This is a genomic window from Synergistaceae bacterium, assembly GCA_012728235.1.
In the GTDB taxonomy this organism is placed as follows: domain Bacteria; phylum Synergistota; class Synergistia; order Synergistales; family Synergistaceae; genus JAAYFL01.
Genome location: JAAYFL010000028.1, coordinates 65971 through 78907 on the forward strand (window position 1 = coordinate 65971; position 12937 = coordinate 78907).

12 protein-coding genes are annotated in these 12937 nt (G+C 34.6%); 1 reads left to right on the forward strand and 11 read right to left on the reverse strand.

The annotated features are described in order from the left end of the window. Nucleotides 1–10 precede the first annotated feature (10 nt). The 8 genes from GXZ13_02155 to GXZ13_02190 all read right to left on the reverse strand — a co-directional run bounded on the left by GXZ13_02155 (nucleotide 11) and on the right by GXZ13_02190 (nucleotide 8461). Nucleotides 11–322 (reverse strand): YbaB/EbfC family nucleoid-associated protein, encoded by a 312-nt coding sequence (locus tag GXZ13_02155; GenBank protein NLX74642.1) that lies wholly within the window; start codon nucleotides 320–322, stop codon nucleotides 11–13. A gap of 63 nt (nucleotides 323–385) precedes the next feature. After that, on the reverse strand, nucleotides 386–2119 hold the full coding sequence (locus GXZ13_02160; protein NLX74643.1) for a WecB/TagA/CpsF family glycosyltransferase: 1734 nt from the start codon (nucleotides 2117–2119) through the stop codon (nucleotides 386–388). A 65-nt stretch (nucleotides 2120–2184) separates the two neighbouring features. Further along, a complete protein-coding gene (gene serS, locus GXZ13_02165; protein ID NLX74644.1) occupies nucleotides 2185–3459 on the reverse strand; it encodes a serine--tRNA ligase in 1275 nt (424 codons plus the stop codon). Beyond that, nucleotides 3459–3947 (reverse strand): 6,7-dimethyl-8-ribityllumazine synthase, encoded by a 489-nt coding sequence (locus GXZ13_02170; GenBank protein ID NLX74645.1) that lies wholly within the window; start codon nucleotides 3945–3947, stop codon nucleotides 3459–3461. The genes serS and GXZ13_02170 overlap by 1 nt, the downstream gene beginning before the upstream one ends. Before the next feature lie 45 nt (nucleotides 3948–3992). Next, nucleotides 3993–5228 carry a bifunctional 3,4-dihydroxy-2-butanone-4-phosphate synthase/GTP cyclohydrolase II gene (locus GXZ13_02175; GenBank protein NLX74646.1) on the reverse strand — a complete coding sequence of 412 codons (1236 nt, stop codon included), beginning with the start codon at nucleotides 5226–5228 and terminating at the stop codon, nucleotides 3993–3995. A 14-nt stretch (nucleotides 5229–5242) separates the two neighbouring features. Then, a complete protein-coding gene (locus GXZ13_02180; protein NLX74647.1) occupies nucleotides 5243–5908 on the reverse strand; it encodes a riboflavin synthase in 666 nt (221 codons plus the stop codon). Then, nucleotides 5890–6996, reverse strand: coding sequence for a bifunctional diaminohydroxyphosphoribosylaminopyrimidine deaminase/5-amino-6-(5-phosphoribosylamino)uracil reductase RibD (gene ribD, locus GXZ13_02185; GenBank protein ID NLX74648.1), 1107 nt, complete (start codon nucleotides 6994–6996; stop codon nucleotides 5890–5892). Before ribD ends, GXZ13_02180 begins: the two co-directional genes overlap by 19 nt. After that, nucleotides 6983–8461 carry an excinuclease ABC subunit UvrC gene (locus GXZ13_02190; protein NLX74649.1) on the reverse strand — a complete coding sequence of 493 codons (1479 nt, stop codon included), beginning with the start codon at nucleotides 8459–8461 and terminating at the stop codon, nucleotides 6983–6985. The genes ribD and GXZ13_02190 overlap by 14 nt, the downstream gene beginning before the upstream one ends. A 95-nt stretch (nucleotides 8462–8556) precedes the next feature. On the opposite strand from GXZ13_02190, the gene GXZ13_02195 reads away from it, so the two are divergent. Continuing rightward, nucleotides 8557–9960, forward strand: coding sequence for a cysteine--tRNA ligase (locus GXZ13_02195; protein ID NLX74650.1), 1404 nt, complete (start codon nucleotides 8557–8559; stop codon nucleotides 9958–9960). 95 nt (nucleotides 9961–10055) lie between these two features. On the opposite strand, the gene glpX is transcribed toward GXZ13_02195, so the two are convergent. From glpX to GXZ13_02210, 3 genes are read right to left on the reverse strand one after another with little or no spacing between them, the layout of a single operon-like run. Beyond that, entirely contained in the window at nucleotides 10056–11018 is a 963-nt protein-coding gene (glpX, locus tag GXZ13_02200; protein NLX74651.1) for a class II fructose-bisphosphatase, read from the reverse strand. A gap of 19 nt (nucleotides 11019–11037) precedes the next feature. Further along, nucleotides 11038–12354 carry an adenylosuccinate lyase gene (locus GXZ13_02205; GenBank protein ID NLX74652.1) on the reverse strand — a complete coding sequence of 439 codons (1317 nt, stop codon included), beginning with the start codon at nucleotides 12352–12354 and terminating at the stop codon, nucleotides 11038–11040. Between the two features lie 30 nt (nucleotides 12355–12384). Continuing rightward, nucleotides 12385–12936, reverse strand: a complete 552-nt coding sequence (locus GXZ13_02210; GenBank protein NLX74653.1) for a DUF4416 family protein — start codon at nucleotides 12934–12936, stop codon at nucleotides 12385–12387. Nucleotide 12937: the final 1 nt, after the last annotated feature.

A 12937-nucleotide genomic window follows, 5' to 3' on the forward strand; every position in this document is an offset into this window, starting at 1 on the left:
AATAAGCCTCTTATATCCAGTTAGGTAAATCTCCAAAATTTTGGGAGATTGAATTAATGTTTTTATTAGAAATATCTTCTTTTTTTAAGATTGCATCTTTTAAAGCAGCAAGAACTAAATCTTCTAACATTTCTATATCATCTGAATTTACTACTTCGGGGGATATGGAGACAGATAAGGCTTCTCCGTTGCCATTCATTTCTATTTTTACCATGCCACCCCCAGCTTCCCCTATTATAATTTTTTGCGAAAGCTCTTTTTGCATTTTATCCATTTGTTCTTGTAAAATTTTTGCTTGTTTTAAAAGTTTATCCATTTTCATATTTAGGTCTCCTTATTTTTTATTCATATTTTTTCAGAAAGCATTAATTGTCTGATACTAACACTAATTTTCGTCTTTATATATATCAATATGTAGAGCAGTTAAAAGCACGAAAAAAAGAAATAAAGGGAGCTTTATAACTCGTTTCCAGCGCCATGGTTCCTGTTTTAGTCTATACAACCATTCTAACCCTAATTTTTGCCAAATTTTTGGGGCTCTTTTTAAATTTCCAGCTAAAATATCTAGAGTTCCGCCAACACCTATTCCAAGTGCTGCATTTGTTTTATAAAGCCAATCATTAAGCCAATACTCTTGTTTAGGTACTCCTAATCCGACAAGAAGTATTTTTGCGTTGCTATTAGCAATTTCGTTACAAATTTTCTCAGATTCTTCATCTTTAAAGAATCCGTCCTGTAATCCTGAAATAATAATTCCAGGAAATTTTTGTGTCAGTGATTCAGCTGCTTTCTGAGCAACGCCTGGTTTGCCACCGAGCAACCAAATGCCCCATCCTTCAAAAGCTGCACGTTGGCATAAATGTTCCGTAAATTCGCAACCTGGAATTCTTTCTTGAATTCTATTGCCTAATATTCTTAACGCTGTTATTAAGCCAAATCCATCAGGTAAGACTAATTCAGCTTCTTTTATAATATTTCGGTACTTTTTGTCTTTCCTGCTGCGAAGTGCTGCAAGAGCGTCAGGAGTGACTATCATCTTTGGAGCACATTTCGATGTAATCCAATGTTGAACTTGTGTTATGGCATAATTGAGAGATATATTGTCTATAGTTATCCCCCATATTTGAGGTCGTCTATTATATTCCTTTAAATTGACTCTATATTCTAAATTAAAATAAACGTTGATTACAGTTAAAATAAAGACACTAGAAACAAAAAGCAAAAATAATATATACATATTTGATTGAATTAAAGCCACAATTATGGCTGTAAAACAACAAATTCTAGAAACAATAGATATACTTGTTACATGATCTTTATTAGACTTAATTAGTTTCCTATAAAAAATAAAATTTCCGGTAGGATTAGCAGAAAAGGAAGCACTAATAACACTTAACAATGTTTCTAGTATGGGAAGAGCAAAGAATCCTAGTGGAATAAATGCAAGGTTATAAAATGTAATGCCTTTACTTACTCCGAATATTGATATGCCTGCGAAAAGAGTGCCCCAAAGAGCGGTTAATGGCTCTGTTAACCTTCTATAAGGATGTATATGTCTATTCCAAAAAACGATTAAAAAAATAAGACCTGTAATGCATATCTGCGAAACATCCAGCAAGTTGTTTGAAGAAAATAATATTACTGCTGAAATAAGGGTCCAGCTAACAGTAAGAAGTACCCCCGCCATACCTGGGTTTTCATCTAATTCTTGAAAAAAAACTGGGAAAATACCGAGCCATAATGTGCTAATTAAAATAGATAGAAAATAAGATAGGTAGTAATACTCCCCTTGAGAAAATTCAACAAAAGCTATACGTGGTCCCAAAAGAGAAAAACCTAATCCGACAAAAAAGTAAAGAAAACGTAAGTTTTTGCCTCTTGATACTTTTTGACAAAAACCAACACATGCAGCAACAACACCTGCAGCTATGGTAACTCGTAGAGGGCCATCTGGAGCCCAAATCCCACAAAGTGCCCAAGCTGCAATTAACGTTATATCTTTTAAATAATAGTACTGGTCGCTTTCGAGATATTTTTTAAAAAACTTTTGTATAAAAATACAAAGAACAGCGACAAATAAAACCATACCTATATTCGTTAAATATAAGTCGTTATACATGTGTCTTGACCTCGATATGCTTTTTTGTTAGTTATTATTGATAATAATTCTATAGTTATTAGAAATTAGCCTATTTTTTCTAGTCCATCAACATATGAACGAAGTGCTTTTGGAACAGTTATGCTTCCATCTTCATTTTGATAATTCTCCACTATGGCAATCAAACATCTTCCTATTGCAACACCTGAGCCATTTAGCGTGTGAACAAAACGGGTTTTAGTCCCTTTTATAGGTCTATACTTTATGTTCATCCTACGTGCTTGGAAATCTTCACAATTACTGCAAGAACTTATTTCTCTATAATTATTTTGACTTGGCAGCCAAACTTCAATATCGTAAGTTTTCGATGCACCAAAACCAATGTCTCCTGAGCTGAGACATACCACTCTATATGGTATGTCAAGAAGTTTCAAAACTTCTTCTGCACATTTTGTGAGATGTTCAAGTTCTTGATAGCTTGTTTCTGGAGATGTTAATTTTACTAATTCAACCTTATCAAATTGATGTTGACGTATCATTCCTCTCATATCGCGCCCATAACTACCTGCTTCTCTGCGAAAGCATGGTGTATATGCACATAAGTACCTTGGCAAATCTGCTTCATTTAGTATTTCGTTTGCATAAAGGTTAGTTAGCGGGACTTCTGCTGTTGGAATCAACCATAAATCGTCATTTACACACCGATATAAATCTTCTGAAAACTTAGGTAATTGCCCCGTACCAGTCATAGTTTTAGTATTTACCAATATAGGTGGCATTACTTCTGTAAATGCGTGTTTTTTTGTATGTAGGTCAAGCATAAAATTTATTAAGCCTCTTACAAGCCTTGCACCTTCTGCAAACATGACAGTAAACCGGCTTTCAGCTATTTTTACACCTCTTTCGAAATCCATTAACCCTAGAGGTTCACATATTTCCCAATGCGGCTTAGGTTGAAAATTAAATTGCTTAGGAGTGCCAAATTTTCTAATCTCTAAGTTAAAAGTTTCATCTTTACCTATTGGCACTGAATCGTGTATTTTATTAGGAATTCTTAAAGCTAAATCATCGAGTGCTCGTTGTACATCAGAGGCCCTCTCATCAAGACCTTTTACTTCTTCCCCTAGTTCCCTCATTTCATCTATAAGGGGCTGCGGATGCTCGCCTTCTTTTTTAAGATTAGCTATTTTTTTAGCCCCTATATTACGTTTCTCTTTTAAAACTTCTACTTCAGATAGAATCTTTTTTCGTTGTGAGTCTAACTCTATATACTTGGCCAGAGGGAAATTGTAATCATTTCGGTTTTGTAATAAGGTTGCAACATCGTCAGTATGTTCCCGTATCCACTTCTGATCGAGCATTACTTATTACATCCTTCAATTAAAGATCGGGTTTCCTTTAAAACATTTGCAGCTTCTAGTGCAGCGAGCGCACTCTCCGCACCTTTATTTCCCGCTTTACTCCCCGACCTCATTAGAGCCTGTTCAAGGGTATCACAAGTTATGACCCCAAATGTAACTGGTATTTTTTGCTCTAAAGCTATCAGCGCTAGTCCCTTAGCCGTTTCATTTGCAATATATTCGTTGTGTGACGTATCTCCTTTTATGACAGCCCCTAATGCAATAATGGCGTCATATTTGCCAGTTAATGCTATTTCTTTTGCTATTAAGGGTTGTTCCCATGCTCCGGGTGTCCAGAAAAGATCAATGTCTTGGTGTTTAACGTCGTGACGTACAAGAGCATCTTTAGCACCTTCAATTAGTTTGCTAGTAATAAGTTCATTGAAACGCGAAGCTATTATTGCAAACCTTAGGCCTGTTCCTATCATTTTGCCTTCTATAACTCTCATAATTACATCTCCTTTAAACTTCTTATTGTGTTATTGTAAGTTCTATTAAATATTTTTGTTATCATTGTTAATTGGGGCAGTTTTATAAAAGTGTCCCATTTTACAAATCTTTGTATTTATATATTTTTCATTATACTGATTAGCTGGAATCTCAATAGGAACTCGTTCTGTTATCTCAAGTCCATAACCAGCAAGGCCTTTTATTTTTACGGGATTATTTGTAAGTAATTTAATTTTACTTAACCCCAAATCAACAAGTATTTGGGCTCCTACACCATAATCTCTGAGATCAGGAGGGAATCCTAGTGCTTCATTTGCTTCAACTGTATCTAACCCTTGTTCTTGTAATTCATAAGCTTTTAATTTTGGAAGTAACCCTATTCCACGCCCTTCTTGTCTCATATATAAAAGTACGCCACATCCAACTTCTTCTATCATTTTCATAGCAGTATGTAACTGAGGTCCACAATCACATCGAAGAGATCCTAGTAAATCTCCGGTAAGACACTCAGAATGTACTCGTACTAATACTGCGTTTTTATTATTTTTTATATCACCCTTTACAAGAGCTAGGTGTATGGCTTCTGTATTGTTTCCGTATGGGTTTGTATAGGCGTGACAGACAAAATTTCCCCATATTGTAGGAAGTTTTATTGAAACCTCTTTTTTTACAAATTTTTCTTTTGTTATTCTATATTTTATGAGATTTTCTATAGAGATTATTTTTAAATCATTTTCTTCTGCAAACTTTTCCAGCTGCGGTAGTCGAGCCATAGTTCCGTCGTCATTCATAATTTCACATATTACAGCAGCTTCAAACAGTCCCGCCATTCTGACCAAATCAGTGGAAGCTTCTGTATGACCTGCTCTTTTTAAAACCCCGCCTCTATTTGCTATAAGTGGAAAAATATGTCCAGGCCTTCGAAAATCACTGGGTTTTGAGTTAGGATTAGCTAGTATTCTTGCAGTTGAAGCTCTTTCAAAAGCTGATATGCCTGTTTTGCTATTTTTGTCATCTACTGATATTGTAAAATCGGTGCCATATTTGTCTGTGTTATTTTTCACCATAGAACTTAAATCTAATCTTTCTGCATGTTTAGCAGCAATCGGAACACAGACCAGTCCCCTGGCAAACTTAACCATAAAGTTAATGTCTGCAGCCTGGCAGCATTCAGCAGCCATAACAAGGTCTCCTTCGTTTTCCCTGTTCTCATCATCAACGATAATAATCATTTTTCCATTTTTTATATCACTTATAGCTTCTTCTATCGTATTAAACATTTCAGATGGTCCTCCTATATCCAACCATAATTTTCAAGTTCATCCCATGTAAGAGAATCGTTTTCTGACATCTCGTTTTTATCTGATTTTTTCATTTTTAAATATCTTAGCACATACTTACCTAACATATCAGTTTCAATATTTACTGTATCTCCATTCTTCAAAGACAAAAAAGTTGTGTCAGTTAGTGTCGTTGGTATGAGTCCAACTGTAAAATTATTATTTTCTATTTCTATTACTGTTAGACTTATTCCATTAATTGCAATAGAACCCTTAGGTATAATTTCTTCCAGCATTTTTTTTTCAGATACCGTAAAGGTGTATTTCTTTGTCTTTCCATAAGATTCAATTTTTGAAACCTTTGCGGTTCCATCCACATGCCCTGATACAAAATGCCCATCTAAGCGCATATTTAAGCGCATAGCTCGTTCAAGATTTACACGCGAACCATGCGTTAGTTCACCAAAATTAGTACGAATAAGAGTCTCTTTCATTATCTCGACATAAAAAGACGTAATATCTTTGTTTACAACAGTACTACAAGCCCCATCTATAGATACAGAGTCGCCTCTTTTGAGTTCGTTCGATATTTTGGGTGCACTTATTCCTAATAATAAAACGTCATTTTTCTGTTGAGTCAAATTAACAATACCAACAGTTTCTATAATTCCGGTGAACATTCAAGCACTCCTTCTAGTAAAATATCTTCGCCTATATTGTGATATTCTACCTCTTTTAGCCTTATGGATTGCGACATATCTGAAATTAAAAGGTGTTCCGTAAAACTTAAACCTTTACCCATAAATTTAGGAGATATAAACAATGAAACTTCATCTACTAATTTTGCAGATAAAAAAGCACTAGTTATCTTAGCTCCAGCCTCAACTAACAAATAGTTTATACCATATTCACATAATTTATTTAAAATTAATTTTATTTGATTTTCGGGACTTGAATCAATTATTTCTATACAAACGCCACGAGATTTGAATTGTTTAATTTTTTTTATAGGTGCTTTTTTAGATGTGAAAATCAAAATTTTTCCTTCTTTAAAAATGTTAGCTTCTAAGGGTGTTTTTAACTCCCTATCAATTATTACTTTTATCGGGCTGTTCCCTTGTACCAAGCGAACAGTTAATTCAGGATTATCGGCTAAAATTGTACCAACGCCTGTTAGGATGGCATCGTTTTCAGATCTTAGGATGTGCACTTTTTGTCTTGATGTAGCTGTAGTTATCCATTTACTTGAGCCGTCTGAAAGTGCTATTTTCCCGTCAATCGACATCGCAACTTTAATTGTTACCCAAGGTCTTTTAAGTTTAATTGAACGAAGGAAGCCTCTGTTCAGCCAACGACACTCTTTTTCTAAAATACCAGTTGTAACATCAATGCCCTTTTTTTGTAACATTTTTAATCCTTGTGTATTAACCATAGGGTTAGGGTCTATCATGCCAACAACAACCCTAGATACATTTTTCTCTATAAGCATTTTAGCACATGCAGGTGTTTTGCCCTGGTGTGAACAGGGTTCTAAGGTTATATATACTGTAGAATTTTTTATATCGTTTTTTGCGTTTATTAATGCATTTACTTCTGCATGTGCTTCACCAAAAATAAGATGTGACCCTTGTCCTATTATTTTTCCATCGCGTACTATGACACAGCCAACTTTAGGATTAGGACTGGTTGTGCTTGTTCCTATATTTGCTAAATCAATAGCAATCTTCATATAAAATTCATCTATTTCTTTTTGTTTAAACGACGCCATCCTGTTCTCCTTGCATTTCTGCTTTTATAGTGTTTTTGATACGTTTTGCAAGAGTTAATCCTATGCCTGGGGTGTTGGCAAGTTTATTTTCGGAAATGTTTATTAGAGCTTTTGTGCTACCAAATTGTGTAATTAATCGTGCAGCCTTTGCTCTGCCAATACCGGGAATATCTTCAAGTATACTTCTTCTATACGTTTTATTGCGTCTTTTTTTATGAGATGATAATGCAAACCTATGAGCTTCATCTCTGACATATTGAAGTAACCTTAAGACAGGGTCAGAACGCTGAAGAATCATAGGTGCCTTTTTGTAAGATAAGTAAACTTCTTCGTTTTTTTCTGCGATTGATATTACTGGTACTGTAGTCAATTTAAGGTTTTTTAGAGTTTCTGTAGCAAATTTAAGTTGTATTGCTCCACCATCAATTATAATGAGCTGAGGCAGTGGTTCTTCTCCCTCAATGCATCTTTTATAACGCCTTGTAAGGGTTTCACTAATAGAGCGAAAATCGTCAATTTGTTCAACGTTTTTAATATTAAACTTTCGATATAGAGATATATTGGGATATCCTTGTTCAAAAACTACAACTACCCCAACTGGATAATCCCCACCTGTATGAGAAACATCAAAACCATCTATTCGCCATGGAATAGTAGGCAAATTTAATATTTTTTGTAATGCGCTTAGAGTCTTAAAATTATTTTCCATACCATTTGATATTTCTGGTATACTGTTTCGCTGTCTCGTAACTCGCCAAATTGCTCTTATTGTATCTCGCAAACGAGCAGCGTTTTCGAAGTCCATTTTTTTTGCGGACTTATCCATTTCTTTACGAAATTTTTCTACTAATTCCATTGCTTGTCCTTGTACAAGTAACAAAACATTTGCGACCCTATCCCTATATTCGGATTCCGTACAGTACGAGCAACAAGGGGCTAAGCAGCGTCCAAGAGAATATCTAATACAAGGTCTCTCTCTATTTTGTTTTATTATGTCAAAATTACATGTTCGTAAAGGCAAATATCGTTCTACTAATCTCAGAAGTTCCCGAACTTCTGCAACTCTAACGAATGGCCCAATATACACAGCATTATCTTTTTGTCTTACTCTTGTTATTTGTAGCCGTGGAAATTTCTCTGACGTTAATTTTATATATGCATATCTTTCATTCATTTTTAAGTCAACATTAAAAAAAGGTTGATATTGCTTAATCAGCCTGTTTTCAAGTATTAGTGCTTCAATTTCGCTTTCTGTTCTTATAATAGATATATCGTTAATACTATCAACAAGTTTTTTTAGTCTAGGCGATGAAAAACTGCCTTGTCTGAAGTAAGAAGAGACTCGCTTTTTTAGAGATTTAGCTTTTCCTATATATATGACGTTATTTTTATCATCAGACATTAAATAGACCCCGGGTTTATCAGGAAAATTTCCAACCAGTGTTAATAGCTCTTTTTTTTTCAACAAAATTCTCCTTCTTTATTCTTATAGACAATTTTATTTTATATTACGTCGCCATAGTGTAGAATAAGATAAATTAAAATTTTGGAGGTCTCACAATGACTCTTGTATTATATAACGATTTAACTAGAAAAAAAGAGCAATTTGTTCCGATTAAGCAAGGAGAAGTTAAATTCTATGTTTGTGGTCCGACTGTTTATGACTATTTTCATATAGGCAATGCTAGACCTTTTGTATTATTTGATGTATTTAGACGATATCTTGAAAAGTCTGGTTATAATGTTACATATGTTCAAAATTTCACTGATATAGACGATAAAATGATAAAAAGAGCCAATGATATGGGAATTACAGTCTCAGAATTAGCTGAACGTTTTATCGAGGAATATTACAAGGATGCTGATGCTCTTGGAATAAAAAGAGCTTCAATATATCCCAGAGCAACACACGAAATAAATGAAATTATAGAAATTACAAGTAAACTGATACAAAAGGGTCATGCATACGAAATCAATGGGAATGTTTATTTCGATGTTTCAAGTTTTGATCAATATGGCATGCTTTCCAGACAAAGTTTGGATGAATTGCAGACCGGAGTAAGAATAGATTTAGATGAGAAAAAGAAAGCACCACTTGATTTTGCACTGTGGAAAGCGAGCAAAGAAGGTGAACCTAATTGGGATAGCCCATGGGGAAAGGGGCGACCAGGTTGGCATATTGAATGTAGTGCTATGTCTACAAAATATTTAGGTGAAACTATAGATATACATGGCGGTGGAAGTGACTTAATTTTCCCACATCATGAAAATGAGATCGCTCAGTCAGAGTGTTTTTCTGGGAAACAGTTTGTAAGGTATTGGATTCACAACGCATATATAATGATAGATAGCGAAAAAATGTCAAAATCACTCGGTAATTTTAAAACTATACGCGACATAAGAGAAAAAACGAACCCATTAAATATACGCTTTTTTCTGTTAAGTGCACATTATCGCTCCCCAATTAATTTTTCTTCTGAGGGATTAAAACAAGCACAGAAAGCCCTTAATAGAATAGTTGGTTGTTATAAAGACATTCTTTTTGCAATTGATAGCACAAAAAATAGTATAAACAATAAAACTCTTATAGATGAAATTGAATCTGCCAATATAGGTTTTATTGAATCAATGAATGACGACTTTAATACAGCAGGAGCATTAGGGAGTGTATTTGAAGCTGTAAGAGCTGTAAACACACATCTTTCCAGAAGCTCAACCTTTGATTTAATTGCTCTCAATAAAGCCAAAGACTTTTTCGATATGGCTAATGATGTATTGGGTCTGTTTAATGAGGAAAATTCTGATAGCTTAGAAAGCGAGATTTCTACTCTTATTGAGGAAAGAAATTTGGCAAGAAAATCAAAAGACTTTATTAAATCGGACGAAATAAGAGAAATTTTATTATCTAAGGGGATAAGCATTGAGGACACTCCACAAGGGACAAGGTGGAAAAAACTAGATTAAAATAAAAAAGATAAAACGACTGAGTTTTTCATTATTTTATAGCACTCAGTCGTTTAGATTGTTTTGCTAATATTCAATAAATCTTAAACCCATTTTTATTTTTTTAATTCGTTTGTGCTATGAATTGAGTTAATATAGCGAATAGTACCACTCTTAGAATGCATTACCAAAGATGAGGTATTTATAGAACTTTCTGAGTACTTAACACCTTTTAACCAATCTCCGTCAGTAACGCCTGTTGCTGCGAAAAAGACATTGTCACATGCAACAAGGTCGTCTAGATTTAAAACTTTTGTTACATCCATATCTTTTTCTTCGCATAATTCTCGCTCTTTATCATCTCTAGGCCATAATTTACATTGCATGTTTCCTCCTACGCATTTTATTGCACAAGCTGTAATAACTGCTTCGGGAGATCCGCCAATCCCCATAAGCAAGTCTACTCCTGAATTAGGGATACACGTTGCAAGTGCACCTGCAACATCCCCATCAGGTATAAGACGTACTCTAGCATTAAGAGAGCGGATCTCTTTAATTAGTTCTTCATGTCTTGGCCTATCTAATACCATTACTGTTATGTCTTCTGGAGATTTTTTAAGCGATTTTGCGACGGCTTTAACGTTATATGAAGGCGAGGCTTCTATGTCTATAGCATTAGCTGAAAGCGGTCCGGTTGCTATCTTGTTCATATAAAAGATATGTTGTGGATTATACATAGTGTTGTGCTCAGAAAACGCAATAACACTTACTGCATTTGCCAATCCCATAGCTGTAAGTCTTGTTCCATCGATAGGGTCTACAGCAATATCAACCTTAGGAGAGTCGCTATTCCCAAGCTTTTCTCCGTTAAATAGCATTGGAGCTTCATCTTTCTCTCCCTCGCCTATGACTACGCGTCCAGCCATCTTTACTTCACCTAGGACTCTGCGCATCGCATTCACCGCAGCTTCGTCCGCTTTATTTTTATCCCCCCTACCAATCCACAATCCCGCAGCTATTGCTGCAGCTTCTGTTGCTCTTACAATTTCAAGAATAATGTTTTTGTCAGGTGTAGACATATAAATCCCTCCATGACTTCTAATTTATTTGTTCCAATTTATCTAATTCAGGAAAACGAGAAAATATTTCTTCTATATGTTTAAAATAGTAATTTAATTCAAATAATGATTCTAGTTCATCTTTGTTTAATTTTTTTATCCTTTTATCTGATTTAAGAAGATCCAAGAATGAAGTATTATTATTCCACGATGTCATAGCATTACTTTGAACAATTGCATAAGCATCTTCTCTACTTAAACCCTCTTTTTCAACTAAAGCCAGCAAAACGCGGCCGGAAAATAAAAGTCCATTTGTTAAATTTATATTTTCTTCCATTTTACCTTCATTTATTTGAAGACCACTTATGATATTGGTAATAGTAGAAATCATATAATAGATTAGATGAAACATATCTGGCCATATTACGCGTTCTACAGATGAATGACTTATATCTCTATCGTGCCAAAGAGATATATTTTCTATTGCAGGCCCCGTATAACTGCGTAAAAGTCTAGACATTCCACATAAACGCTCACAAAGAATCGGATTCTTTTTATGTGGCATTGCTGAGGAACCTTTTTGTCCTTTTTTAAATGGTTCTAGAGCCTCTAAAACTTCGGTGCGCTGTAGATGCCTAATTTCAAGGGCAAGCCTTTCTATTGATGCTCCACAAATTGCAATATCTGATACTATTCTAGCATGTCTATCTCTTTGTATAACCTGTGTTGCGACAGGATCAGCCTTAAGTCCCAAGAGCTCACAAACCCTAGTTTCTATATAAGGTGGGCAGTTTGCATACGTTCCTACTGCACCAGAAAGCTTGCCAAAAGAAATACTATTTTTTGCTTGATTAAGCCTTTCTATATCTCGTTCGATTTCAGCATAATGATTTAATAGTTTTAGTCCAAATGTAGTGGGTTCGGCATGGATCCCATGAGTTCTTCCGGCACATGGTGTATATGCATATTTTGACGCTTTTTTACCTATAGTTTTCTTTAATATATTTAATTCCTCAATAATAACATTCAAGCTTTCAGAAAGTAAAAGAGAGGCAGCAGTGTCAATTACGTCACTGCTTGTTAGTCCTAGATGAATGTAACGTCCCGACGGGCCAATTGAATCTGCAACATTAGAATTAAAGGCTATCATGTCATGTTGTGTTATAGTTTCTATCTCGTTAATTTTATCTATATCAAAAGTGGCTTTTTTAGAGATATTATTCATGTCTTCATCTGGTATTACCCCTACTTCATTCCATGCTTTACAGGTTGCTAGTTCAACATCTAACCATCTCTGAAATCTATTTTTATCAGACCATATTTCTTTTATTTTTTTGCTTTCATAACGTGGTATCATTTCAATCCTCCAAAAACTAATTTATAAATATTATTTTTTATTTTGAATTAAATAATGCTCCTTTTTCCAATCGGACCTAACAGTATCCAACCAGTTATCATAGGCTCCACTTTTAAAATCAGGGAATGTATAAAAGAAGCTTGTCCACTTTCCCTTTCTTTTACAAAGAGTTACTTCTGCAAAAATACCATTGTTTAAATAAATTCTATGTGCCTGTCCTTTTGTTGACGCGAGAATCAACCTTGCACCATCCAATGTTCCAGGATCAATATTTACTGTTCTAGAAGTTCCAGTCATATTTTCTATCTCACGGGCTTTTAACTTCCACTCTACTAATTTAGACATTGGGTATAGCCCCGCATATGAAAAAAAGATTCTATCTAAATTTGGAGATATTTCGCTATAGTAATTTGTCCAATCAAAAGGAAATTTGGGGCTAATTCTTTCTGGAGCCCCCCACACGTATTCTAGAATGTTATAAACCTTATTATAATTATTCTGATTGCCTCTAGGGATTAGAATAGCTATAATTTTTTTTACCAAAGGATCTCTGGGGTGTCTTTTTTCAGTATCATATATCATA